Raw genomic sequence first — 25,084 nt, forward strand, 5'->3', positions numbered from 1 at the left:
CCTACACATATTTGGTTTGTCGAAACAATGTTCAGTTTTCAAAGGTCTACCAAGTTATCAGAAGCAATTGCTCCGTGACAACTTTTAAAGTATATCATGTCGGTTAAAACCTGTCAACAACTTTTTAAATTTAATTTTGAATGTTTATTCAAAATTAGATTTATTAAGTTTGCTATCAAGGTTACCTCGACAACATAAATCATTGTATCAGTTGACGTTTACAGCGTCAAGCACAAATTTCAAATCTGTATGAACATTCAGAAACTTGTTATTTATGCAATTGGCTGTCCTCACGACAACAAATAATATCTTATCAATCATTCCCCACCGGGTCAAGCCTTTTTTCAATTAAACCACTAATTTATCAAAAAAGGACCGCCAGCCTTAGCTTGGGTCCTTCTTATCCTATTCCTATTTAAACTACCGATACCGCCGAACCGGGGCCCGTTGCGCACGAGCCGACAATTTAGCCAAAAAATCATCGAGTAGCGTCTGCATCGTCGCTTCATCCGTAGCATCCGTTAATGCGACCTTGGTTCGGGCCGCGTGAGGGATACCTTTGAGGTAATAAGCAACCTGATTCCGGAAATCCATCGGCCCTTCCTGCGGCCCCTTAGCCATACATAATTCGTGCAGGTGCGTCTTCGCCCAACCAATCTTCTGCTCAGGCGTTGCTTCCGGCAACAGGTCCCCCGTTGCCAAATACTGATTGATCCGCTTAAGCAGCCATGGATTCCCCATGACGGCACGACCAATCATCACCCCATCGGCACCGACTTCCGTTAACATCCGTTTAGCGTCTTCCGGCGTTCGCACATCCCCATTACCCATAAAGGGGATCGTCAAGTGAGCTGCCACCTGCGATAAAAGATCCCAGTCAGCCTTCCCCTGATACATCTGTTTTCGGGTCCGTCCGTGCATGGCCACCGCACTCGCACCACCCGCTTCAGCCGCTAAGGCGTTCTCCACGGCGTACAAATGCCGGTCGTCCCAGCCAGTTCGCATCTTAACCGTTACCGGCTTATGCACAGCGGCCACCACGGCAGCCACCATATCGTGGACCTTATCCGGATCTAAAAGCCACTTGGCACCAGCTTCCGTGTTGACGACCTTATTCACGGGACATCCCATATTAATATCGATAATGTCCGCTGGCGTCTGTTGGTCCACGAACTGGGCCGCTTGGACCAACGTCTCCTGGGTCCCGCCGAAGATCTGGATACTCATCGGGTGTTCCCGTGGATCAACCGCCATCATGGCTAACGTCCGTTGGTTATGGTAGTGAATTCCCTGGCCAGAGATCATCTCACACTCAACCAGTCCCGCACCAAACTCCTTACAGATGACACGAAAGGCAACGTTCGTTACCCCAGCCATGGGGGCGACCACGACTCGGTTGGGAATCGTGACTTGACCAATCTTCCAGGGAGTATTCAAGTGTTCTTGGGTCATCGGACTACTTCTCCTGAGCCTGGGTCATGATCTGCCGCAGGTCGTCTTCTGAGAATTGATACTTCTCCCCACAGAAGTGGCACACCGCTTCGGCCCCGTGATCCTGTTCGATCATTTCCTTAATGGCATCCTTAGAGACTGAGGCCAAGGCCTTAGCAAATCGGTCCTTCGAGCAGTCACACTTGAACGCCACCGGCATCTTTTGCAAAATCTGAACGTCTTCATCCGTAAACAACAGCTTAAGAATATCTTCCGGCGTCTGCCCAGCCAATAGGAGTTCTGAAACCATCGGCATCGACTTCAACCGTTGTTCCAAGCGAGAGATGGCTTCGTCTGAAGCTCCCGGCATGACTTGAATCATGAAGCCCCCCGCAACCTTGACCGTATTATCGGGTTCTACGAAAACGGAGACCCCGACCGCACTCGGAATCTGTTCGGACTTTGCCAGATAATAGGTAAAGTCCTCTCCTAATTCACCGGAAACTAACGGAACTTGTCCCGTGTAGGGCTGACCAAGTCCTTGGTCCTTAGTCACCGTCAGCATCCCAGCCGTCCCAACGGCCTTCTTCACATCCAGCTTGTGCTTGGTATTCAAAGGCAAACTGGTGTGCGGGTATTGGAGATACCCCTTAACGGTCCCGTCAGCGTTACCATCCGCCACAATGGCGCCGACCGGTCCGTGCCCATTGACCTTAACTGTCAGCTTTTCCTTCCCCTTAAGTAACGAGGTCGACAACAGGAGGGTCCCAATTAAGGTCCGCCCCAAAGCTGCTGTGGCCGTACTCCAGGTGTCGTGCCGGCGTTGGGCTTCCGCCACCGTATCCGTGGCATCGACCACGTAGGCCCGAAACATCCCATGATCAATCAAACTCTTAACTAAATAATCTGCCATCTTACCTAACTTCCCTTCAATTCATTCCGTTAAATTCCCTGAGCGCCTTACGCGTTCCGTTTCTACCATGCCTAACCTTACCAGAAACCTTTCAAATTGCAAACAACAAAGGGACCGGAAGATAACTTCCAGTCCCTTGGTGTTGCTGCTTATTCTTCAGAATGGTCGTGTGGCTCAGTCGTAGACTGTGAATTCTCAGCATCGTGATCAGCACTCTGATCAGATACACTGGTTTCATCAGTCTCACTGTTTGTCGCACTTGAATCGGCCGACGTTGAGGCCAGCTTAGCTTCCGTAGAAGCATGGCGAGCCGCTTCACGGCGTTCCAATTCACGCTTAGACTCTTCAAACGTCGCAGCTTTTTCACTTGGAAATTCATTGTTATCGTTAGTTTCTGGCATCTTCCCCGTATTAAACAAACTGAGAATCTGCTTTTCATCCAACGTTTCGTACTTCAGCAGGGCTTCCGCAATAATCTTGTGTTCCGCCTTATGCTCTTCCAAAATCTTCCGTGCCGTATCGTGCGCTTCGTTAATGATGCGTCGAACTTCACTGTCGATTAAGTTGGACGTGTGTTCAGAGTAGGCAGGTTGGTTGTAGTAGCCAGCACCAGCGAATGGTTGGCCACCAGAACTCTCCAGTGCCACCGTTCCGACTGCATCGCTCATCCCGTACTGGGTAACCATGGCCCGCGCAATCTGCGTAGCCTGCTCAAAGTCATTGGAAGCTCCGGACGATTCAGAATGGAAAATCAATTCTTCGGCCGTCCGACCACCCATTAACCCGGCAATCTGTTCCATGGCATCCTTCTTGGACATCAGCATCTGGTCTTCCCGTGGCAACATGATGGCGTATCCGCCGGCACGACCACGAGGGACGATGGTTACCTTGTGAACTACCCGTGCGTCGTTCAGAACTAACCCCACAATGGTGTGTCCAGCTTCGTGGTACGCCACCGTCTTGCGTTCTTCCGGACTCACGACCCGGTCCTTCTTGGCTGGCCCCGCAATGACCCGGTCTTCCGCTTCGTCTAAGTCGGAAGCATCGACTTGCGTCTTATTCCGCCGGGCTGCCAATAAGGCCGCTTCGTTCAACAGGTTTTCCAAGTCAGCCCCGACAAAACCGGGAGTCTGCTTGGCAATTTCCTTCAGATCAACATCGTTAGCCAACGGCTTGTTCTTGGCGTGAACCTTCAAGATTGCTTCACGACCCTTAACATCTGGACGACCCACTAAGATCTTCCGGTCAAACCGTCCTGGCCGTAACAGCGCTGGGTCCAAGACATCGGAACGGTTCGTCGCGGCCATCACAATGACCCCTTCACTTCCCGTGAACCCGTCCATTTCAACCAGCAATTGGTTCAAGGTTTGTTCCCGTTCATCGTGGCCACCGCCCATGCCGGCACCCCGTTGACGACCAACCGCATCAATTTCATCAATAAAGATGATAGATGGTGCGGCCTTCTTGGCCTGCTCAAACAGATCCCGGACACGGCTGGCCCCGACACCAACGAACATTTCCACGAAGTCTGAACCAGAGATCGAGAAGAAAGGAACGCCAGCTTCACCGGCAACCGCCTTCGCTAACAACGTTTTACCAGTACCAGGAGGACCCTCTAGTAAGACCCCAGACGGGATCCGGGCACCTAATGATACAAATTTACGTGGATTCTTCAAGAACTCGACCACTTCGACCAGTTCCTGCTTTTCCTCTTCCTCACCAGCAACGTCTGAGAACCGTACTTTGTTCTCTTTGCTGTCCGCTGGCTTGGCTTTGCTCTTCCCAAAGTTCATGACTCGGCCATTGCCGCCGCCTTGGCCGGCTTGACCCATCATCATGTAGAAGAAGAAGAAGAAAATCACGAGTGGTGCGACGTAAACCAAGAGGTTAATCCAGAACCCGCTTGACTCTTCCGCTTTAGTGTTCATTTTGACATTGTGCTGCTTAGCGGTCTTGTCAATCTCAGAAACCGTCGAGTTATTAGTCAAGACTTGCGTTGTAAAGCCAGTCACAGCGGTACTTTGACTACCACCTAGACTGAACCCGGTGTTCGTGGTCCGCTTTTGCGCGTTCCGGTACTCACCGGTAATCTTGTAAACGCCCCCCGAAGGTTGAATGGAGAAGTTCTTAATCTTATTCGCATTCAGATCTTTGACGAACTGACTCGATTGGATTTCTTGGGATTGTGAGCTGGTGTTGTTCCCGTTGAACAGGTAAACCACACCGATGATCAACAAGAAGATCACAATGTAAAACAGGCTATTGCGGAATAGTCCGTTTCGTCGATTATTCATGTCGTGCCTCCTTACCTCACAGTTCCCAACCTGACACACAGATAGGAACGAAAATTAGAGCTTATGCCCTTTAACTAAATTAGATGTTATCACAATTGACTATCGTTGACTAATTATTTATCCGAATAGACTTCCGGCTTCAAAACCCCGACGTAAGGCAGGTTCCGATATTTCTCTTCATAGTCCAGACCATAGCCCACTACGAATTCGCTAGGAACGTTAAACCCAACGTAATCCGCCTTGGCTTCAACCACGCGGCCACTAGGCTTGTCCATCAACGTGCAGACCTTAATGGACTTCGCTTTCCGGTCGCGTAACAGGTCCTCAAGGTACTTCAGCGTCCGCCCGGTATCGATAATGTCTTCAACTAACAAAACATCACGCCCCGCAACATCCGTATCCAGATCCTTCAGCAAGGTAATCGTTCCGGAAGAGGAAGTGCCCCCATGATAACTGGAGATATCAATAAAGTCGATTTCGGCATAGATATCCATGTCCCGGATCACGTCGGTCATGAACAAGATGGCCCCCTTCAGGACACAAATGATCAATGGCGTCTTATCACGATAATCCTCCGTCAGTTGTGACCCCAGTCGTTTGCAGACCGCGGCGATGTCTTCTTCGCTGTATAGGACCTTTTCAATATCGTTGTTCATCTTTTTCCCCTTTCACCGATTCCGGTTGGTATCCAATATGATAAGTTGTTGCCCGTTGCCGGTGCGGCCAGACCGCCCACTTCACACCCAGTGCCGCCAGGACCTCGCCCTGAGCGGTTACCAGGACTGGGACTCGCGCCCGTTGCGTCTGAGGCACTTTTGCGTTAATCAGCGCTCGCCGTACCGATTGATGATGTCCGTCCGCCAACCGCAACCGGTCCGTTGTTCGCCACGACCGAACCATCAAGGGCAATTGACTTGCGCTCAAGCTAAGGGTTCGGTGAGGTGAATCATGATCGGGGGCTGACTGAAAGACGCCAAGCAGATAGCCGTTACCGACCGTCTGCCATTGGTTCAATACTACCATAAAACTAATTTGTTCCGGTGGATTTTTCACGAATTTTTGCGGTTGCCAGAACAGAAACATCCGGTAACGCTTTTCTAGAATCCATCCGTTACTAAAAACGATTTGCCCCGTAGGACGCTGGACGTGCCGCAGGAGTTTAAGGGCTTGGTCTAAATGACTGGGGGCCGTCGATAATTGAGGGGCCGTCTGCTTGATCAAGCGGCCCAACAACAGCCGTTGTTCAGCTAACGGTCGCTCTAAGAGTGGCGCGACCTGTCCTGTGACCGGGTGACGATTCGTGATAATGGTCGCCAACGTCTGATCCAAAGAGCGGTCCGCCACGGCCAAGACCGCGGCTAGCTGAGCGCCGTAGTCCTGTAAGTGGGCGACCACCTGGGGATTCTCTACCGTCAGTACCGGCAATACCCGATGCCGGATGCGGTTCCGACTCGCCGTCAGGTCCTGATTGGTCGCATCTTCGTACCACGGCACCTGGTGCTGCTGCGCGTATTGGCGAAGCTGCGCCTTGGTGAAGGGCAGTAACGGGTGCCGGACCTCCCCGGTACCCAACGGCCGACTCGCCGCCATCCCCGTCAGCTGGGTAAGGTTGCCGCCCCGTAGAAGCTTGAGGAGAATGGTCTCAGCCTGCTCATCGGCTTGGTGGGCCGTTGCGACCCAGGTGGCCGCTTGCGTAGTCAGGGCGGTCGCAAAGAACCGGTAGCGAAAAGCCCGGGCAGCCGCTTCGATCCCCGTTTCTGGATGTTGAGCCACGGGCCAATGACGGACTAGCACCGGTAAGCCCCGATCCGCACACCACTGCCGAAGAAACGTCTCTTCCGCTCGACTCTGGTCCCGTAATTCGTGATTCACGTGGACCACCGTTAACGGCCCCCGTTCAGCGGCCGGTAGGGTTCGCAACAGAGCCAAGAGCACCATTGAATCCACCCCGGTTGAGACCGCGACCAATCCCGGTTGGGGGTGGTGGTCCCACCCCTGGGCGTGCCAATTCTGTCGAAATGCCGTTTCTAGAGACACCGGCCATCCCCCCTTTAGGTAAATAAAAAGGGCCGCAACTCGTGCGGTCCCTTTCTGATTTCAGTATCCGTACAGGAGACTAGCTCCGCCGACCGCCACGGCCGCCACGCTTGCCTTCCGTATTCCGCTTGATCGTCGTAAGACGCTCTTCGCTTTGCTTCAAGAAGCCGGACATCATGTCGTCAAAGTTCTCCTTGTGGTTCGAGTGATGACTTGCGAAACGTCCGTTCGCTGAAGAATGGTGTGACCGCGGACCGTTATTCTCAAAACGCCGGCCGCCATGCCCGTGGTCCCCGCCATTATTATGGAAGTTTCCCCGGTGGTCATTGCCGCCCCGGTGGTCGCCGTGTTCACGTCGATCGCCGGTGTGGGGCCGATGACTGTGCTCAGAAGCCGGATGATCCGTCGCCTTTCGAATCGACAACCCAATCTTACCGTCATTTCCAACGGTCAATACCTTGACCGTTACCTCGTCCCCAACAGATAACACGTCGTGAATGTCCTTCACGTACCCGTCAGAGATTTCACTAATGTGGACCAACCCGGTCTTGTGGTCACCTAAATCAACAAATGCGCCAAAGTTCGTAATTCCAGAGACCTTTCCGGAAACTTTAGCTCCAACCTCGATTGCCATAAACAAGAAGTTCCTCCTTAAAATAAGTGCTTTCAGTATAACACAATTTCTCCCAATGCCACACGCCAAAACTTGAAAAGACTTGTCCCAAATTCGCCCCCCTGCCGCGACCGGATCAGTCTGGGGACGTCCGGGAACGTTCTGGGTCAATTCTAACCCCTCGCCGCCCATAAAAAAAGCCCGCGACTCCCTAGGGAATCGCGAGCTAACGTCTACTTCGCCGTGACATCATTTGCGTGATCTCCCGGTAAACTATAGATGGTTTCATTAGACTTCGAATAATAGTACTTCGACCGAATCAACTGGCCCAAATAATCTTGGTCATTCAGCTGCTTCACCTGGGCCTTCAAATCGGCATTGGTGTGCTTGGCCTTGGCCAACTGCCGCTGACTGGTCACGACCTGCTGATCGACCTTATGGCGACTCGCGTTAGTTCGTACCAGCTGGACCCCCAGAATTAAGATGAAGAAGGCAAAGCACGCGATGATCCGCAACGCCCGTTTGGCCCGTCGCCGACTCATCCAGTTACGCCGGTGCTTGGCCGCGGCATGCTGCCGGTCCAGCAATCGCGTGTAATCGTTTTCTAAGCGTTCAACTTTTGCCGTATGCGGTTGTTTCGTTGCCATGTTCTCCACCCCACTAGAGTTGACCAGATTTATTAACTTGAGTATAGCAAGTTCCCGTTGGCCCGTCTAGCGCGTTCAGCAGAATGTAAACCATTCGTTACAATTATTCGTTTGCGGACTGCCGAAAGTCTTGGGCGTATTCCTCTTTCACGATGGTGTACATCCGTTCGGCGTCTTCCTTCTTGGTGGTCTCCAATAACTCGTTAACTTTGACGGTTAACGTTTTATTCCCAAACTTAATCACTAACTCGTCGTTCGTGGCGACGTTGCTGGACGACTTAGCCACCTTATCGTTGATCAGGATTCGACCCTTATCCGCGATTTCCTTAGCGACCGACCGCCGCTTGATGATCCGTGAAACCTTTAAAAATTTATCTAAACGCATCTTATTTGCCTCCGTGTAACCGTAATTTTTGCCAAAAACGTAAGAGTTGATCCGCGTGCGGCAACGTTAGCCATTCGCGAACCGTCAATAGTCGACTCCCCAAAGCCGTTGCCAGGAACAGGATCACGCCCGCCGGAATCGTCAGCATCAATATCCCACCGGCAGCGCCCCGTCCCACCATCAAGCCGGGCCACCAGGCCGCAAGCCCGTGCAACAGGAGTTGTAAGCCGCCCACCATTAGGGCAACACAGCCCAGTAGCTTGCCTAGAAACGGGAAGGTCCAGATACCTGAACGTAACATCACCGGTGACCCGTACCAGATTACCCCGGCCATGACCAGCAGGCTACCGACCGTAACCCAGCTCGCGCCCAGGCCCCCCCAGTGCATGACTGCCCAATGGTTAACTAACCCTTTGACGACTAGTCCACTGACCAAGGCCACCACCGTCAAGCGGTACTGGTCTTGGCTTTGCAGGACACTATTATAGGTCTGAATCAGCGTGGCCAGTATGATGCTCAGCATGTACACGGCCAACATCGCCGTTCCCTGCTGATTTCCAAACAATAACCGGTCGATCCAGGGCATCAAGGTCATCAGTCCCGCCGTCGCGGCTGCCGCAATCACCAGAGCAATCCGCATCATGGTGGTGGTCAGGCGTTTGAACTCACGCTGTCGTCCCCGCTGCTGTGCGGCCGTTAATGCCGGCAGCAACGAGGTCGCAAAGGCCACCGCCACCACCAGGCCCAACTGAACCAACGGCTGACCACGGTCGTAGACCCCCTTGAGGTCCTTCGCCGCCAGGTCGCTCAGCCCCCCAGCGACCAACCCGTTCTTCACGGTAAAGGAGTCGATGAGTTGTAACAGGACCATCATCGCCGTTAAGAGACACAACGTCCCGCCTTCAACCAACAGTCGCCGACCGATGTGCGGGACCCGAGCCACCCGGGGTTCCCGCGGTCGACGCCAACGCGGTAAGACTAACCAGGCTGCGACCGCCGCTAAGGTCCCACTGCTCATGGCCCAAGCTCCCATCCGGTAGACCGACCACTGCTGAACCGTGGCCCAGCTGGCCACCAGTAGAATCACGGCGACCCGGACAATCTGCTCAACCACCTGTGACCGGGCGGTCGGCAACATTTCAAAGCGTCCCTGGTGGTAACCGCGTGTTACGGACAGGTCCGGCATCAACAGGAACATCCAGGCCACCGTTCGAATCAGTGGCGTCAACTGGCCATCCCCCATCCCCCGGGCAATCCAGGGGGCGCCGACCGTCAAGCCTACAAATAGACTACCGGCCAGCCCCCAGGTCCACCGATAGACTTGCCGGGCAACTTGTTGCTGGGTGGGTAGGTCCGGCGCGTCCGCCACCAATTTAGAGATGAACACCGGTAACCCGCTTAACGCGAAGGTCATCCCGATTCCGTAAAGCGGATAGACTTGCTGGTACACGTAGAAACCGGTATTACCCACCAGGTTCTGGAACGGGACCCGGTAGACGGCGCTCAACAGTTTAGCGATAAACGCCGCGAGCGATAGGATCAACGCTCCCCGTAACGTGGTCTTCGCGTTGTGGTGTTCCATGGTTCCCCCTCCTTCAAGTCTGATTAAGCCAATAAGTCCTTAGCTTAGCACAGGACGGGGCCCCAGCTTTTATTTTCTATGATTCTTAAGAAACTCTTGCCTAGTCTCCCTGACGTTAATCCGCCTGATCCGTGGCCTGGTCTGCTTGCGGGGCCGTGGTCTGCACCACGATATCGCGCAAGGCCGTCATGAAGTGGTAAACCTGGGGCAACCAATCATCCACCTGCATATTCGGTTGAATGACCAGCTTAATGTGCAACCGATCCCCGTTGACCGTCACGGTCGCTTTAAGCTTCGTGGCCGCCAAGGCTTTAAAGACGTCTTCGCCACCCAGGATGTCGGTCCCCTTCTTGGAGACCGTCACGAAGACGTCCCCGTTGACCCGCCGAATCTTATCGACTAGGGCCAGGTCTGCCGCCAGCTTCAACTGGCCGATGGTCAAGAGTTGGCCCACTGGCTTCGGGTATTCCCCGAACCGGTCGATCAGGTCCGCTTGAATCTCGGAGACCTCGTCATCACTTTCCAGCTGACGAATACGCTTGTACATCTCGATCTTCTGTTGCTCATCTTCAATGTAATCACTAGGAAGGTAGGCTTCCACGCCCAACTCGACCGTGGTATCGGTCTTGGGTTGGACCTGCTTGCCCCGCTTCTTGGCCACCGCATCGCTGAGCATCTGGGTATAGAGGTCATACCCCACGGAGTTAATGAACCCATGCTGTTGCTTCCCTAGCAGGTTCCCCGCGCCCCGAATGGACAAGTCTCGCATGGCAATCTTGAAGCCTGATCCGAGTTCCGTAAAGTCCTTGATGGCTTCCAACCGCTTCTCGCTAACTTCCGTCAACACCTTATTGGGCTGATAGGTAAAGTAAGCGTAAGCCACCCGGTTACTTCGCCCGATGCGTCCCCGCAACTGGTAGAGCTGCGAAAGACCCATTCGGTCGGCGTTTTCAACAAACAGGGTGTTGGCGTTCGGAATATCGATTCCCGTTTCAATGATCGTCGTGGTCACCAGCACGTCGTACTCACCCCGCAAGAAGTCGAACAGGACCCCTTCGAGCTGCGTTTCCGTCATCTGACCATGAATATAGCCAATCTGCGCTTCGGGGACCAGCGCCTGCAACTGACTCACGGTCTTCTCGATGTCGTCGACCCGGTTATGCAGGTAGAAGACCTGGCCACCCCGTTGCATCTCGCGCCGGATACCGTCTTGAATCGCCCCGGCGTTTTGTTCCATCACGTAGGTCTGAATCGGGAAACGGTTAGCTGGCGGCGTCTCGATGACCGACAAGTCCCGCACACCCAGCATGGACATATGCAGGGTCCGCGGAATCGGCGTCGCGGTCAACGTCAACACATCCACGTTGGCCTTCAATTGTTTCAGGCGTTCCTTATGCTTAACGCCGAACCGTTGCTCTTCGTCGACCAGGACCAGGCCTAAGTTCTTGAACTTAACGTCCTTCGACAACAGGCGGTGCGTCCCGACCACGATATCCAGCTGACCGCTCTCCAGGTCCTTGATGGACTGGTGGATCTGCTTGGTGGTCCGGAAGCGAGAGAACATCTCGATGTTGACCGGATAGCCCTCGAAACGGTTGACCATGGTGTCGTAGTGTTGTTGCGCTAGGATCGTGGTGGGGACCAGAAAGGCGACTTGCTTACCCGCTTCAACGGCCTTAAACGCCGCCCGCAACGCGACTTCGGTCTTACCATACCCCACGTCACCAACTAACAAGCGGTCCATCGGCCGGGGCTTTTCCATATCGTGCTTAACTTCGTTGATTGACCGCAACTGATCCGGCGTCTCGGGATAGGGGAAACTGTTGTCAAAGTCAGTCTGGAGACTATCGTCAACGGGAAAGGCGTACCCCTTCTCCGCCGCCCGCTTCGCATACAGGTCGACCAGCTCGTCGGCGATGTCTTCAATCTTGGCCGCGACCTTCTTCTTGGTTTTGGCCCACTCGGAGCCCCCCAGTTTGTTGATCCGCGGCTTCTTATCTTCCGAGGAGACGTACTTTTGAATCAGGTTCAATTGGGTGACCGGGATAAATAACTGCGCGTTGTCCTGGTAGTCGATGGTCATGTAGTCTTGGTGGACCCCATCGACCGTCAGCGTCTGCATCCCGATGAACTTCCCAATCCCGTGGTTCACGTGGACCACGTAATCTCCGGGCTTGAGGTCCGTGTAACTCTTCAACCGCTCGGCGTTGGCCATACTTTGCCGCCGTGGGCGTTTCTTGGTCACCTTCTGGAACATCTCGGCTTCTGTGATGACCACCAGGTTCGCTTCTGGTAATTCAAAACCAGTCTGCAACCGTTCGGGAACCAACTGGGTCACTCCCGGTTGGAGGTTCTCCCGCTTAGTCAAGACGGCCTGGATTTCAAAGTCGTCGAGCGTTTTTTCCGTCTTTTCCAGCCGCTCTTCGTCTTGAACCAGCAAGACCACGGTCTGCTTTTGCTTATGCCAGCGGTCAATTTCCGTCTTCATCACTGGCAACTGGCTGAAGAACTGCTGCATCGCCCGCGTCGTGACGTTGGTCACCGCCACGAACCGCAAACTGCCCATCCCCTTCTGGAACAAAGAGAGCATGATCTGCGCGTGGGGGTCGTCTCTAACGATGGGGCGCAATTCACCACCGAACGTCTGGTGGGCGAAGATCTGGTGGTGGGCCAATTTATCCGTGGCCCAGTTCGCTTCGTCTTCTAGCAGCTGCCGTTCGCCATCTTGCAACCGCGCGTAGTCGCCAAACATCGCGATGCCGTCTTGGGGCAGGTAATCGAGAATCTGGTGATGGTCCGGGAAGAGGTAGTCTGCAAACTCCATCAACTGCGGATCGACCGACCCTTTGCGCAACCCATCAATCAAAGGTTGAATCTGTTCGGTCAACGTCCCGGCGTCCTTAGGGGCCAACGTCGCCGTCTGCGTCTTTAGTTCGGCAGTCAACGCATCCGCCCCCGCCTGCCGTTCATCAGCGTTCAGGATGAAGTCCGTGGCGGGCAAGACTTCGACCGACTCAATGTTTTCAATACTCCGCTGGGTCGCCGGGTCAAAGTACCGCAGGGAATCCACTTCGGTATCGAAGAAGTCCAAGCGCACGGGATAATCTGCCGCGAGCGGATAGATGTCCACAATGGACCCGCGAACGGCAAAATCCCCGGGGCCTGCAACCAGCTTCTGGTGGGTGTACCCCATCGCAAACAGGCGTTTCTGCAGATCCTCGAGGTCGTAATCGCCGCCCACTTTCACGGTAAAGCGGGCTTGGGCGAAGTTATCGGGGGCGGGTAAGAACCGCCGTAAGCCCGATAGTGCGGTCACCACCACCACGGGCCGGTCGCTTTGGAGCGCCCGGAGCGCGTTGATGCGATCCGCCCGGTATTCGGGAGAACTGGTCGCCACTTCCGCAGCCAGCAGCTCCTCGACCGGAAATTCAAAGAGTTCGTCTTCAGTTAAAAGGTTCGCCAAGTCATCGACCAGTTGACCTGCGTGGTAGAGGGTGTCCGTCACGTAGATCAACGAGTGTTGCCGGTCGTGCAAGAGACTCGCAATCAAGAGTGTTTCGGCCGAACCGTTAAGCCCGGTGACCAATTGTCGTTGCCCCGGAGCCGTCGACTGACGAATCGTTGTATATTGCGGTGTTTGGGTTAAAAATCCTTCTAAATTCAAACGATAACTTCCTATTCTTAAGAATGCTGAGCTGGTATCCACGGCAGATGGCAACCGCCTAAGGCCACCCTTCGCCGACTTGTCGGCTTAATTATACCGATTCATAAGTTGCGGGAATTCTGTTCCGGCGACCCAGTCATCCAACGCCGCTACCGCGTGGTCACTGGCTTGATTGAACAATGGTTGTTGCTCGGCCGTGAACCGGCCTAAGACGTAATCGACCACCGTGTGCTGTTGCGGGTGGGCAATTCCGACCCGAATCCGGGCGAAATCTTGGCTACCTACGTGGGCAATGATGCTCTTGATGCCGTTATGGCCCCCCGCAGAACCGTGGTCCCGTAACCGAATCCGGCCTAGTGGCAAGTCCATATCGTCGTGGACCACAATCACGTCGTCCAAATCAATCTTGAAATAGTCCATTAAGGGGTGGACGGCCCGTCCGGACTCGTTCATGAAGGTCGTGGGTTTAACCACTAAGACTTTTTCGCCATTGACCATTCCCGTTCCGAACCGAGCGTCGAACTTCCGCGTATCCAGGGTCAACTGGTGGGCTTGTGCGAAGGCATCCACGACCATGAATCCCGTGTTGTGCCGCGTCCCGTTATACTGCGGACCGATATTTCCTAAACCAACAATCATCTTCATAATTTTTTAATAGGCTCCCTTAAAGCAGGTTATTTTTGACAGAGCGACAAAATAGCTGGACGGATAAACTTCCCGTTCAGCTGGCTACCAGAGCCGACATTCTATGACTGAGTCAACTGCGAATAGTATAGCATAGTCCCCCGCACACGTCATGATTGGCCCCCCTGCTCAGTTGGCGATATTGATAAACAATTTTTCTCCGAGATATAAGTTTTGTTTATGACGACTAAGACGCTTACATGGTATACTAACGCATAGGTATTCAACGTATGCCTAGATGTCCATACACTAATTTAGGAGATGAAGAATTTGACTACTAAGAATCATCAAAAAGTTATTCTGGTTGGTGACGGTGCCGTTGGGTCCGCATTTGCCTACTCAATGGTCAACCAAGGGTTAGCTGAAGAATTCGGAATTATTGATGTTGTTAAGGAACGGACCGAAGGGGACGCACTGGACCTGGAAGATGCCCAAGTCTTCACGGCACCTAAGAACATCTACTCTGCTGATTACGCCGACTGCAAGGACGCCGATGTCGTGGTTATCACGGCCGGTGCCGCACAAAAGCCTGGCGAAACCCGGCTGGACCTGGTCAACAAGAACTTGAAGATCTTCTCCATGATCATCAAGCCAATCGTTGATTCTGGTTTCGATGGCATCTTCGTCATCGCAGCCAACCCAGTGGATATCTTGACTTACGCAACCTGGAAGTTCTCGGGCTTCCCTAAGGAAAAGGTGATTGGTTCCGGAACTTCCCTGGACACCTCACGGTTACGCGTTGCGTTAGCTAAGAAGTTCAACGTCGACCCACGGAACGTGGATGCCTACATCATGGGTGAACACGGGGACTCCGAATTCGCAGCCTTCACCGCTGCCACCATCGGAAGCAAGCCTTTAACGGCAATCGCTAAAGAAAACGGCTTATCTGAAGACGACCTGTTGGAAATCGAAGATCAGACGCGGAAGAAAGCTTACGAAATCATCAACCGTAAGGGCGCAACCTACTATGGTATCGCGACCTGCCTGATGCGCATCACTAAGGCCATCTTACGCGACGAAAATGCCGTCTTACCAGTCGGCGCTACCCTGAACGGTGAATACGGCCTGAACGACATCTTTATCGGGACGCCAGCCATCATTAACGCCAACGGGTTAGCTGGTGTGATTGAAGTGCCACTGTCCGATAGAGAACAAGACGCCATGGCTAAGTCTGCGGAAACCTTAAAGAAGGTTACGCAAGACGGCTTGGCTGCCTTGGACAACTAAATTTCAATTTGATTTCACCAAAAGACCGGGCTAGTTGCCCGGCCTTTTTTATGATATCCGGGGTCAAGTTTTCTGTCTTTGCCGCTAATGATCCGGCGCTGAAACGGGCGACTAAAGACAGCCAGCGCCGTTCTCCCTTTTAGGTGACGCCCCGGTTTTTAGCATCGCAAATTCGGCAAACACCCCTTGTTTTTACCAAGCCGACTGTTATCATTAATAAGTGGAATTTATTAACTCGCCGTTAATTTTACGAGTTGACTAATCCCCCCTCGAGCACCATCGGGGGTAAACGATCCCATTATCCGGGGAAAAACGCTCAGTTAGCACGGTGCAATCTTAATCGGTAACCGACGGCTAAGTTGCATTTGCATTGTGATTTAAGGCTTTTTGAAGTAATCTGAGGGTAAGATAATCACGGATCGTTAAACTGGCGACTTTTGAGCCACTGGTACTATTCTTAGGGAGGCTACACCATGCAAAAACGCAAAGCACTCGTCATTGGAGTCGTAACCGCCTGCGTAGCGGTTGGCGCTCTATATGTCAGTCAAGCCATGCACTACTCTCGCGCCAAGGTGTTCTTCAACGACACCCAAATCGCGGGGGTCAACGTCGGAGGCAACACCGCTCAGGAGGCGGCAACTAAGCTCAAATCGGCGATGCACCAACTAACCTTAAAGGATGGCAAGCAAACGGTCAGCACCTTCAAACCGCAAGAAGCCAACCTGAAGATCACTTCTGTCACGGCCTTACAGCAACTGATCAATCAGCAAAACGCCTGGAGTTGGCCCGCTCACCTGACCTCTGCCACGGCAGACACCTTGAAGCTGGATACCAGCAGTAAGAACCAAAAGAGCGTCCAACAGCTGGCCACCCAGATTACCACCAAGGCCAACCGGACCCGAACGGCCCCGACGGACGCCACGTTCACTTACCGAGACGGCCAGTACCGGGCAACCAAGGAAAAGACGGGGAACCAACTGGACGCCACCAAGGTCGCAGCGTCCATTACTCGCGCTTTAGATAAGGGCCAGTCCACGGTCAATGTCGCGGGGGATTACGTGCAACCCCAAGTGACCGTCAAGAGCACGGCCTTCAAGACGGCCTTAGCCAAAGCCCAACAGATCACCAAACAAAAATACGTCTACAAACTGGGTAAGCATACCCTGACGATTCCGGCCGAAACCTTAGCCAGCTGGATCACCTTGAAGGACGGCCAAGTGGCGACTAACCAAAGTAAGGTCAAAAGTTATCTAACCAAGCTAAGTCACCAATACGGCACCGTCTACAAGACCCGGTCCTTCAAGTCCACCAAGCGGGGCACCGTCAAAGTGCCCGCTGGCCTCTATGGCTGGAGTATCAACGTCAAGTCTGAAGCCCCCAAGCTCGATCAGCTGGTCGCTAAGGGCCAAGGCATGACGCGGACTCCCGTTATTCAGGGGTCCGGGTACCACAAGGACGGTACCGACATCGGGAACTCCTACGTGGAAGTCGACAAGACCAACCAACACATGTGGGTCTACAAGAACGGCAAGCTGGTGGTCTCGACAGACGTGGTCACGGGGTTACCAACCACCGCGCATCACACGCCGTCTGGTGTCTGGGTCATCTGGAGCAAGCAACGGAACACCACCCTGCGGGGCAAGAACGACAACGGCTCCAGCTACGCCTCCAAGGTCAAGTACTGGATGCCCGTTGACGACACCGGTGTGGGCATTCACGATTCACCATGGCAACCGCAATACGGGGGCACTTGGTACGTGAAGCACGGTTCCCACGGTTGTGTTAACACCCCACCTTCCAAGATTGCGTCCGTCTACGCGAACGTGAAGGTCGGGACACCTGTCTTGATTTTCTAATGATTCTTTAAAAATAACCCACCGATTATTCAGTCAACTGAATAATCGGTGGGTTTTGCTTAACCGTCTATTTAATGGCCACGCCAATCGCCAATAGGACGATAATGGCAATGAATCCCGCTAGGGTCCAATACAGCCACTTCTTGGTAATGATCCGGTCATCATCGTGCGAGTCCTTATTCACCTTGCCACCCTTCTCTGCTCTAGATGTTATTCTCATTTTACCATTAAATTCTGGAAAAGATGCTACCGAATATGCAGGGAGTATGGTATGATGAGAAGAGATTATGAGAAGTTTCTAATTTTAGGAGGTCATCTGCTATGCTGCTTAAATCCCTAGTGAAACCGAAAGAACGGTTAGTGACGGTTCGCGAGGATGTCACCTTGGAGCAAGCCTTAAAAGTGCTTGAAGATTCTGGTTACCGGTGTGTGCCAATTCTAGACGAAACGGGCCAAATCTTCCGGGGAAACATCTACAAGATGCACATCTATCGTCATAAGTCGCGGGGCGGCGATATGCAGCTCCCGGTTACTTCCCTCTTAAAGAACGCCACCAAGTTCATTTCCGTGAACGCCGCCTTCTTTAACGTCTTCTTCTCCATCAAGGATCTTCCGTACATCGCTGTTTTGGACGACAAGAACGCTTTTTACGGCATCTTGACGCATACCCGTCTGATGGACATGCTGTCCCAATCCTGGAACGTCAACATCGGCAGTTACGTATTGACCGTTGTTTCCGCCGGTGAACGGGGGGACCTAGCCGGGATGGCTAAGGTCATCACCAAGTACACCTCGATTGCCAGTGTGATCAGCCTGGACGCCCAAGAAGGTGAACTGGTTCACCGAACCATGTTTACGCTTCCTGCAGAAGTGGACCAAGAGAAGCTTGACCGGATCGTCCACGCCCTGGAACGCAAGGAATTCCACGTCCCAGAAATCGAAGACCTTCGTCACGAAAACTAAATCGCCTGACAGACGGTCTTCAGCCACCACGAACCGTGTTACTTAAAAAAGCAGCTTACCCCCGTTCTTCACCGTGGGGTAAGCTGCTTTTGAATTTTCAGTCAGCTCATCGCTCCCGTCCGTTCTGGGACGGAACCGACCAGAAAAAGCGCACCCGAAACTACGTGCGCGCTGGTCTTGAAGTGCTATGTACTCTTGCGGGTCTTTTCTTTCGCGACCGATCCACCAGGCCAATGCTGGTCGCCAAAGCGGCGTCCACCTGGGCCATCGTCTTGACATCTAAATGTGTCACCTGGTCTTTTAACCGTTGCTTGTCGATCGTTCGAATCTGTTCAAGCAAAATGACGGAATCCCGCTCAATTCCGGTATGAGCGGCCGAAATGCCGACGTGCGTCGGCATTTTAGGCTTCTCAATCCGGGCGGTGATTGCCGCCACGATAACGGTCGGACTATAGTGGTTCCCCACGTTGTTTTGAATAATCAACACGGGGCGCATCCCACCCTGTTCCGAACCAACGACCGGTGATAGATCGGCAAAGAAAACGTCCCCGCGCTTAACCTCAACACGGGCCATAGGCCGCCATCCCCTATCTTCTGGATTTTTTTATCAGTGCTACTTGTTGCCGTCGAAATTGTGTTAAGTGGCGTTCGGCCTCTTCCTCACACGGGGTAAAGACCCGAACAATCTCCCGATTAATCGGTGCCATCGCCTGGTAACCGTGAATCAATGCTAATTGGTCGGCTTGCTCAGTCGGGACGGTGATTAACGCTTGGCGCTGAATCGCCCGTGAAATTTTAACGCGAATCCGAGCATGCATCGTTGGTCGTGTCGGCATCATGGTAACCCTCCTAATTGGTCACTAAACTTCTCCAATATAGTTTACCACGAAAGCTTCACCCATGATACGGGAAACCTAGTAAATTAATTGATGTAGTGCCGCGGTAGGCGATCGGTAAAGCCGCACGCCAGCTCATAATGAATGGTCCCGCAGTAATCTGCCAAGTCTTGCAGGCGAATAGTCTGGTCACCATCGCGTCCGACTAACGTGACCTTGGTGCCCCGTTGGTAAGCCTGCGGTAAGCGAATCATCATCTGGTCCATGCAGACCCGGCCGATAATCTCGCAGAACTGACCGGCGACCAAGACATGAAAGCCCTGAAGGCGTCGTTCATAACCATCGGCGTACCCAATCGGAACCGTGCCAACCCACTCGTCTTGTTGCGCCGTGTAGGTCGCTCCGTAACTCACGGATTCTCCGGCGTGTAACTGCTTGGTGTACACCAGTTCACTGGTCAGACTCATGGCTGGTTCCAGCGGATACGGCGTCTGCGGGATGGCTTCACCGGACGGGTTTAGCCCGTAACCCGCAACACCGAACCGCACCAGGTTGTCGTTGCAAGCATCGTGCCAAAGACTGGTTGCCGAGTTCGAGACGTGAACGTAGCGGGGACGGTGCGGTAAGGTGTCGACTAGCGCGTGCCACTTCGCGACCTGACCCTTGAAGTAACGGTCGTCCGGATCATCGGCCGTGGAGAAATGGGTGAAGATCCCCTCAAAGATGAATTCCGTTGAATGGGTGGTCATGAAATCCGTTGCGGTTTTCAGGGCGTCCGGCGTTCTAAAGCCAATCCGTCCCATCCCGGTATCCAGGCCTAGGTGGACCCGTAACGGCGCTTTCGTTGGCGCCAAGGCCAGGTACTTTGCCGCTTCGGCTAGCCAATCCGTCGCCGCGACCGTCGCGGAGATCTTCTGGGCCGCCATCAACGGTGCATCCTGCGGTCGGGTGACCCCCAGGATCAAGATGGGCTCGTTAAAGCCCGCTGCGCGTAGTTCCAGTGCTTCATCTAAAATCGCCACACAAAAGCCACTGGCCCCAGCTTCCTTGGCTACGCGGGCAACTTGTGCCGCCCCATGACCATAACCATTGGCTTTGACCACCATGAACAAGTCACACCCGGCCTTTAACCGACCAACTTCTGCTTGAATATTATGCCGCAACGCCTGACGATCGATCACCAGCTGCGTGGGCCGATGTACCCCAACTACCATGACTATTGCCCTCTTTCTAAAATAACTTGTGTCATCACCACAGTCGCGGTATGTGATATCGAGACGTGCGCGATGCCCCTAAACGGCTGACGTCTAACTTCTGGGCGACCGACAGCATTGTCACGAACTTCCAGGTCTTGAAACCCGAAGGCCTTACCAATCCCGGTTCCCAAGGCCTTTCCGTACGACTCCTTCACCGACCACCGGCCCGCTAAAAACTCCACGGCCCGTTGGCCACTCAAGCGTTGATAATCACTGAGTTCCCCTGGTGTCAGGACCCGCGTTAGAAATGCCGGGTAATCGCTCACCACTTGCTGGACCCGTGCGAGATCCGTAATATCGATTCCAGTTCCGTAGATCACGGTGTCACCCCCTTAAACGTCTAAACCTTATTCTAGCACAGCCAAGTCATGTTGGGGGTGACGTATCCCCGGTTAACGCAAATCGTTACCAAAACACTAGTAATCCCGCCTTAGTCCCGTCGTTGAGTGCCCCACCGGGACCTCCGCCAGACCGGCCTTGCCTTCATCAATTAGAAATAAGGTATGCTTTCGATAATTAAATGTTAGCATAATTAATTTACCCAATCAATAAATAAGCTACTCCCAAATTAGCATGGCCCGGGCACTCAACCGGTCCCTACCAGTTGGCGAAACCCGCAAGTTGCGCTAGAATCGAAGGAACGCTTACGCATAAGGGAGTCTGAACAATGAAAAAAATCATCGGCATCACGGCGGACGAGCTACTGGCTCCGATGCCCTACATCAATCAACAGCACGCCGACTTCGTGCCCCGGCCGTTAATCGACGCGGTCACAGCCACTCAGGCCATTCCCCTAGGCCTCTCCCCCGTCCCCACCACGGACGTGGCCGACCTCTTGGCACCACTCGACGGCTTAATCCTCACCGGCGGACCCGACGTTGATCCGACCTTTATGGGTGAAGACCCGCGACCGGCCCTAGGTATCACCAACCGTCGACGCGACATCTTCGAGATTGCCCTGGTCCGGGCCGCCGTCGCCCAACATTTACCGATTCTCGCCATCTGCCGCGGGATGCACGTGGTCAACGTGGCCTTGGGCGGGACGCTGTATCAAGATCTGCTGACCCAGTACCCCGGTAAAGGCCTCCTCAAGCACCAACAGGCGGCTCCCGGAAACCTACCGACCCATACCGTCACCGTGCGCCCTTCGGCCCTCCAGGACGCCGTGGGACAACATCCCTTTGTGAACTCCCGCCACCATCAAGCCGTGCGGTTTCCCGCCGATGACGTGCTGATTGTCGCCCGTGCCAGTGACGGCGTCATCGAAGGCATCGAGAACGCCGACGCCAGCATTCAAGGCGTGCAGTGGCATCCGGAAAACATGTGGCGAGAATTCCCCGAACAACGCGCGCTCTTCCAGGCATTCACGGACCGGCTCTAAACCCGTCCCGTCATCAACACCACGTTCCGTGGTTCCAGGCTTTTCTATCCAACTATCCTCACCAAATAAAAAGAGCGCACCGACCAGCCGGTCAGTGCGCTCTTTCCAATCAATCTCTCTTTTTAAGTGAAACTAGTCTTTCTTCCGAATCGTGAAGCCGCGCTTGCCGCTTCCTTCGGACCGCCGACCACCATTGTTGCTGCGGTGTCCCCGGTTACCTTCGTAACCGCGACCGCCATTGCGGCTGCCGCCGCGACGATCGTTGTTCCGGTGATGGTAGCCACCACCGTTGCCGTGCCGGTTACCACCACGGTGATAGCCGCCACCGCCATGGCGTTTGCCACCGCGCTTAGGCAGTGGCCGCTCTGGCGTAATCTTAACTGGCACTTGACTACTGTCGTCCTTGGTCACGTCGTTCAAGAGCGCTGCAACCAAGTCTTCAGCATCGTATTCTTCCAGCAAGCTCTTAGCCGCTGAAGCATACTTTTCGGTATCCGTCTTGTTGACCAATTCGGTAACGGCTTCCTTAGCGACCCCTAATTGGCCGACAAAGGCTTCTTCAGCCGAAGGCGGCTTCAGAGGGAGCATCCGCACCTTGGTCAGCTTTTCGATTTCGCGCAAGTAACCCATTTCGTTCGGCGTCACGAAGGTCATGGAAACCCCGTGCTTCCCGGCACGACCGGTCCGGCCGACCCGGTGAACGTAACTGTCAGGATCTTGTGGAATATCGTAGTTGTACACGTGGGTCACATCGTTGATGTCGATCCCCCGGGCAGCGACGTCCGTCGCAACTAAGATATCCAACTTTCCGTGACGGAATTCGTTCATGATCTGGGTCCGGCGCTTCTGCGTCAGGTCCCCATGAATCCCAGCCGCGTTGTAACCCCGCGCCTGTAATCCGTTCGAAATTTCATCGACCCGCCGCTTGGTCCGCGTGAAGACGATGGTCAGGTCAGGATCTTGCACGTCGAAGAACCGCGTCATGATGTCGAACTTCTCGAAGTCCCGCGAACGAACGTAGAACTGGTCGATCAAGTCCGTGGTCAATTCCTTGGCCTTGATCTTCACGTGCTTAGGATCTTGCATGAACTGCACACCGACCCGTTTGATTTCAGGTGGCATGGTTGCGGAGAAGAGCATGGTTTGCCGCTCTTCTGGCAATTGCTTGATGATGTCTTCAATGTCATCCAAGAAGCCCATGTTCAACATTTCGTCCGCTTCATCTAAGACCAGCATCTGAACGTGGTCTAACTTCAGCGTGTGCCGCCGGATGTGGTCTAATAACCGACCAGGCGTGCCGACCACCACTTGAGGGTGGTTCTTCAAGGACTTGATTTGACGGCGAATGTCCGCCCCACCATAGACGACCTGCACGTTAGCCCGTTCATGCCGACCTAACTTGTAGATTTCTTCTTGCGTTTGGATCGCTAATTCCCGCGTTGGGGAGATCACTAACGCCTGCACATTCGGATTGCTTTTATCAATCTTTTCCAGAATCGGGAGTGCAAAGGCGGCCGTCTTACCGGTCCCTGTCTGCGCTTGACCAATCACGTCTTGGCCCTTTAAGACCATCGGAATGGTTTCGGCTTGAATTGGGGTCGCTTCCTCGTAACCTGCATCAGTAACAGCTGCTAATAGGTCATCGGAGAGACCCAGTTCTTTAAACTTCAAATATTTTTCCTCCTGTATGGGTAACGTCACCCTAGTGCCTTGCAATTCTTGGAAAAAATCCGTTTCCCATGGTGCGAAAAACAATTGGCTAGAGCGGAGTAAGTCAGTTCTTAAATTTTACAACCAAACCATCATACAACGGCCCAACAAAATAAGCAACTCCTACGACTTCTAGGAATTGCTTACATATCGCTTATTTTAGTCTTTAGAATCCGGCACCAATTGTGCCAGGACGTTCTCTAGGTGGATTCCGTGCGACCCTTTTAATAAAATTTGGTCGTCAGCCGTCAACGTGGCTTGTAAGGTCCGTGTCAACTGATCCAGTTGGTCCGTGTCAAAGTGCGTCACGGGTAAATCCGGCGCCTGCTGGGCCAAGGCCGTCTGTAAAGCCACCATGTGAGGCCCCACCAGATAGACGCCCGCAAACTTCGTCGGGTCTAGGGCATCTGCCAAGCCGGCGTGCAAGGCGTCCGCTTGATCGCCCAACTCCAACATGTCCCCCAGGACCACCAACCGCCGGCCCTTGACCGGGGTCTGGGCAAACGCGCCCAAGACCTCCCGGACCGCCGTTGGGTTCGAGTTGTACACGTCACTAAGGACCGCAGCCCCCTGCGTACTGGTCAGCCATTCGGCCCGGTTCTTGGTCAGCGGAACCGTCGCCAACGCCTTTTGTGCGTTCGTTGCTTGGATCCGGTAGATCTGGGCCACGGCCAAAGCCGCCAGCGCATTATTGACGTTGTATTCCCCAATCATGGGTACCGTAAAGGTCACGTCGGGGTAGGCGTTGCTGGTGAAGCTGGTGCTGGTCGCCGTATCCTGTACGCTAGTCGCGTAGAAGTCGTTGGTGGTCTGCCGACCGAACGTCAACTGACGTTGCTTTAAGTCCGCGACCCGTTCCCGCAATAACGGTTCGTCGCCATCATAGACGAAGACCCCGTCATCACTCAGGCCATGGGTAATCTCAAACTTGGCATCCGCAATCTTGTCCCGGGTCCCGAAGAACTCGATGTGGGCCTCCCCAATCATGGTGATGATCGCCACGTCCGGCGTGACCAGCTTACTGAGAAAGTCCAGCTGTCCGGGACGGTCCATCCCCATCTCGACTACCAGCATCTCCGTGTTGGGTTCCATGGACAGAACCGTCATCGGCACACCGATTTCATTGTTAAAGTTCGCGTAAGTCTTGGTCACGTTGAACTGGGTTCCCAAGATCGCCGCGACCATATCCTTGGTCGTGGTCTTCCCGTTACTCCCCGTAACGGCGACCACCCGTGGGTTGATCTTGGTCAGGTAATACCGGGCTAAGGTCTGGAGCGCGGTCAATGAGTTGGCGACTTGAATCACCGGAAAGCCCGCTGGTGCCGTGGCTAAGTCTTGAGCCCAGAGCGTGGCTGCTGCGCCATGATCAATCGCTGATTGAATAAACTGGTGGCCGTCTTGTTCCCCCGTTAGCGGAATGAACAGGCCACCCGGTTGCAGGTGGCGACTATCAAACGCGACGCTGGTCACGTCGACGTCCGCCCATTGTTCGTAATCGTTGATTGCCCCTACCGCATGGGCAATTTCCGCAAGTTGCATCTTCATAATGTCGACTCCCATTTCGTGTGGCAAACTGCCACCGTCTTTTAGCTAGGCCCTATGCGA

General features: G+C 53.8%; 21 protein-coding genes. 4 read left to right on the forward strand and 17 right to left on the reverse strand.

Going from position 1 to position 25,084, the window contains the following annotated elements; translation table 11 throughout:
- Positions 1–420: 420 nt before the first annotated feature.
- From dusB to pth, 11 genes are all read right to left on the reverse strand, one after another.
- A complete protein-coding gene (gene dusB / locus FD30_RS05325; RefSeq protein ID WP_056944177.1) occupies positions 421–1,452 on the reverse strand; it encodes a tRNA dihydrouridine synthase DusB in 1,032 nt (343 codons plus the stop codon).
- 4 nt (positions 1,453–1,456) lie between these two features.
- Positions 1,457–2,344, reverse strand: coding sequence for an Hsp33 family molecular chaperone HslO (hslO, locus tag FD30_RS05330; RefSeq protein ID WP_056944178.1), 888 nt, complete (start codon positions 2,342–2,344; stop codon positions 1,457–1,459).
- A 149-nt stretch (positions 2,345–2,493) separates the two neighbouring features.
- Positions 2,494–4,638: an ATP-dependent zinc metalloprotease FtsH gene (gene ftsH, locus FD30_RS05335; RefSeq protein ID WP_056944179.1), complete on the reverse strand. Its 2,145-nt coding sequence runs from the start codon at positions 4,636–4,638 to the stop codon at positions 2,494–2,496.
- Between the two features lie 113 nt (positions 4,639–4,751).
- Complete coding sequence (gene hpt, locus FD30_RS05340; protein WP_024747899.1) at positions 4,752–5,294, reverse strand: hypoxanthine phosphoribosyltransferase; 543 nt, start codon at positions 5,292–5,294, stop codon at positions 4,752–4,754.
- On the reverse strand, positions 5,278–6,675 hold the full coding sequence (gene tilS / locus FD30_RS05345) for a tRNA lysidine(34) synthetase TilS (protein ID WP_056944180.1): 1,398 nt from the start codon (positions 6,673–6,675) through the stop codon (positions 5,278–5,280). Before tilS ends, hpt begins: the two co-directional genes overlap by 17 nt.
- 79 nt (positions 6,676–6,754) lie before the next feature.
- Positions 6,755–7,309 carry a S1 domain-containing RNA-binding protein gene (locus tag FD30_RS05350; protein WP_024747901.1) on the reverse strand — a complete coding sequence of 185 codons (555 nt, stop codon included), beginning with the start codon at positions 7,307–7,309 and terminating at the stop codon, positions 6,755–6,757.
- Between the two features lie 212 nt (positions 7,310–7,521).
- Positions 7,522–7,935, reverse strand: a complete 414-nt coding sequence (locus tag FD30_RS05355; RefSeq protein WP_024747902.1) for an FtsB family cell division protein — start codon at positions 7,933–7,935, stop codon at positions 7,522–7,524.
- 103 nt (positions 7,936–8,038) lie between these two features.
- The gene (locus FD30_RS05360; protein WP_024747903.1) at positions 8,039–8,320 is read right to left on the reverse strand and encodes an RNA-binding S4 domain-containing protein; all 282 of its coding nucleotides are present in this window, start codon (positions 8,318–8,320) and stop codon (positions 8,039–8,041) included.
- Between the two features lies 1 nt (position 8,321).
- Positions 8,322–9,902, reverse strand: coding sequence for a polysaccharide biosynthesis protein (locus tag FD30_RS05365; protein WP_056944181.1), 1,581 nt, complete (start codon positions 9,900–9,902; stop codon positions 8,322–8,324).
- A 115-nt stretch (positions 9,903–10,017) separates the two neighbouring features.
- Positions 10,018–13,566 carry a transcription-repair coupling factor gene (gene mfd / locus FD30_RS05370; RefSeq protein WP_056944182.1) on the reverse strand — a complete coding sequence of 1,183 codons (3,549 nt, stop codon included), beginning with the start codon at positions 13,564–13,566 and terminating at the stop codon, positions 10,018–10,020.
- 87 nt (positions 13,567–13,653) lie between these two features.
- Entirely contained in the window at positions 13,654–14,211 is a 558-nt protein-coding gene (pth, locus tag FD30_RS05375; RefSeq protein ID WP_024747906.1) for an aminoacyl-tRNA hydrolase, read from the reverse strand.
- Between the two features lie 300 nt (positions 14,212–14,511).
- Here pth and FD30_RS05380 point away from each other — a divergent pair, with 300 nt between their 5' ends.
- The 3 genes from FD30_RS05380 to cbpA all read left to right on the forward strand — a co-directional run bounded on the left by FD30_RS05380 (position 14,512) and on the right by cbpA (position 18,296).
- Positions 14,512–15,477 carry an L-lactate dehydrogenase gene (locus FD30_RS05380; RefSeq protein WP_056944183.1) on the forward strand — a complete coding sequence of 322 codons (966 nt, stop codon included), beginning with the start codon at positions 14,512–14,514 and terminating at the stop codon, positions 15,475–15,477.
- 473 nt (positions 15,478–15,950) lie between these two features.
- Positions 15,951–17,333 (forward strand): L,D-transpeptidase family protein, encoded by a 1,383-nt coding sequence (locus FD30_RS05385; protein ID WP_056944184.1) that lies wholly within the window; start codon positions 15,951–15,953, stop codon positions 17,331–17,333.
- 321 nt (positions 17,334–17,654) lie between these two features.
- Positions 17,655–18,296, forward strand: coding sequence for a cyclic di-AMP binding protein CbpA (gene cbpA, locus FD30_RS05390; RefSeq protein WP_045807142.1), 642 nt, complete (start codon positions 17,655–17,657; stop codon positions 18,294–18,296).
- Between the two features lie 160 nt (positions 18,297–18,456).
- Here cbpA and FD30_RS05395 read toward each other — a convergent pair whose 3' ends face one another.
- From FD30_RS05395 to acpS, 4 genes are all read right to left on the reverse strand, one after another.
- A complete protein-coding gene (locus FD30_RS05395; protein ID WP_024747910.1) occupies positions 18,457–18,870 on the reverse strand; it encodes a type II toxin-antitoxin system PemK/MazF family toxin in 414 nt (137 codons plus the stop codon).
- A 13-nt stretch (positions 18,871–18,883) separates the two neighbouring features.
- Positions 18,884–19,135, reverse strand: a complete 252-nt coding sequence (locus tag FD30_RS05400; protein WP_024747911.1) for a hypothetical protein — start codon at positions 19,133–19,135, stop codon at positions 18,884–18,886.
- An 83-nt stretch (positions 19,136–19,218) separates the two neighbouring features.
- Positions 19,219–20,346 (reverse strand): alanine racemase, encoded by a 1,128-nt coding sequence (alr, locus tag FD30_RS05405; protein WP_056944185.1) that lies wholly within the window; start codon positions 20,344–20,346, stop codon positions 19,219–19,221.
- 2 nt (positions 20,347–20,348) lie between these two features.
- Positions 20,349–20,708 carry a holo-ACP synthase gene (gene acpS, locus FD30_RS05410; RefSeq protein WP_034545923.1) on the reverse strand — a complete coding sequence of 120 codons (360 nt, stop codon included), beginning with the start codon at positions 20,706–20,708 and terminating at the stop codon, positions 20,349–20,351.
- A gap of 347 nt (positions 20,709–21,055) precedes the next feature.
- Here acpS and FD30_RS05415 point away from each other — a divergent pair, with 347 nt between their 5' ends.
- On the forward strand, positions 21,056–21,769 hold the full coding sequence (locus FD30_RS05415) for a gamma-glutamyl-gamma-aminobutyrate hydrolase family protein (protein WP_056944186.1): 714 nt from the start codon (positions 21,056–21,058) through the stop codon (positions 21,767–21,769).
- Positions 21,770–21,901: 132 nt separating this feature from the next.
- Here the strand turns inward: FD30_RS05415 and cshA are convergent, their stop codons facing one another.
- Together cshA and FD30_RS05425 are read right to left on the reverse strand one after the other, a co-directional pair.
- A complete protein-coding gene (gene cshA / locus FD30_RS05420; RefSeq protein ID WP_056944187.1) occupies positions 21,902–23,440 on the reverse strand; it encodes a degradosome RNA helicase CshA in 1,539 nt (512 codons plus the stop codon).
- 198 nt (positions 23,441–23,638) lie between these two features.
- Positions 23,639–25,024: a UDP-N-acetylmuramoyl-tripeptide--D-alanyl-D-alanine ligase gene (locus FD30_RS05425; RefSeq protein WP_056944188.1), complete on the reverse strand. Its 1,386-nt coding sequence runs from the start codon at positions 25,022–25,024 to the stop codon at positions 23,639–23,641.
- Positions 25,025–25,084 lie beyond the last annotated feature (60 nt).

The organism is Levilactobacillus namurensis DSM 19117 (genome assembly GCF_001434785.1).
Lineage (GTDB): Bacteria > Bacillota > Bacilli > Lactobacillales > Lactobacillaceae > Levilactobacillus > Levilactobacillus namurensis.

Coding starts and splice junctions, on each gene's coding strand:
- FD30_RS05350 (WP_024747901.1), bottom strand. CDS start 7,309: ATGGCAATCGAGGTTGGAGCTAAAGTTTCCGGAAAGGTCTCTGGAATT.
- cbpA (WP_045807142.1), top strand. CDS start 17,655: ATGCTGCTTAAATCCCTAGTGAAACCGAAAGAACGGTTAGTGACGGTT.
- hpt (WP_024747899.1), bottom strand. CDS start 5,294: ATGAACAACGATATTGAAAAGGTCCTATACAGCGAAGAAGACATCGCC.
- FD30_RS05380 (WP_056944183.1), top strand. CDS start 14,512: ATGAAGAATTTGACTACTAAGAATCATCAAAAAGTTATTCTGGTTGGT.
- ftsH (WP_056944179.1), bottom strand. CDS start 4,638: ATGAATAATCGACGAAACGGACTATTCCGCAATAGCCTGTTTTACATT.
- FD30_RS05360 (WP_024747903.1), bottom strand. CDS start 8,320: ATGCGTTTAGATAAATTTTTAAAGGTTTCACGGATCATCAAGCGGCGG.
- alr (WP_056944185.1), bottom strand. CDS start 20,346: ATGGTAGTTGGGGTACATCGGCCCACGCAGCTGGTGATCGATCGTCAG.
- FD30_RS05365 (WP_056944181.1), bottom strand. CDS start 9,902: ATGGAACACCACAACGCGAAGACCACGTTACGGGGAGCGTTGATCCTA.
- pth (WP_024747906.1), bottom strand. CDS start 14,211: ATGAAGATGATTGTTGGTTTAGGAAATATCGGTCCGCAGTATAACGGG.
- FD30_RS05425 (WP_056944188.1), bottom strand. CDS start 25,024: ATGAAGATGCAACTTGCGGAAATTGCCCATGCGGTAGGGGCAATCAAC.
- FD30_RS05415 (WP_056944186.1), top strand. CDS start 21,056: ATGAAAAAAATCATCGGCATCACGGCGGACGAGCTACTGGCTCCGATG.
- hslO (WP_056944178.1), bottom strand. CDS start 2,344: ATGGCAGATTATTTAGTTAAGAGTTTGATTGATCATGGGATGTTTCGG.
- FD30_RS05385 (WP_056944184.1), top strand. CDS start 15,951: ATGCAAAAACGCAAAGCACTCGTCATTGGAGTCGTAACCGCCTGCGTA.
- FD30_RS05400 (WP_024747911.1), bottom strand. CDS start 19,135: ATGATGCCGACACGACCAACGATGCATGCTCGGATTCGCGTTAAAATT.
- FD30_RS05355 (WP_024747902.1), bottom strand. CDS start 7,935: ATGGCAACGAAACAACCGCATACGGCAAAAGTTGAACGCTTAGAAAAC.
- dusB (WP_056944177.1), bottom strand. CDS start 1,452: ATGACCCAAGAACACTTGAATACTCCCTGGAAGATTGGTCAAGTCACG.
- FD30_RS05395 (WP_024747910.1), bottom strand. CDS start 18,870: ATGGCCCGTGTTGAGGTTAAGCGCGGGGACGTTTTCTTTGCCGATCTA.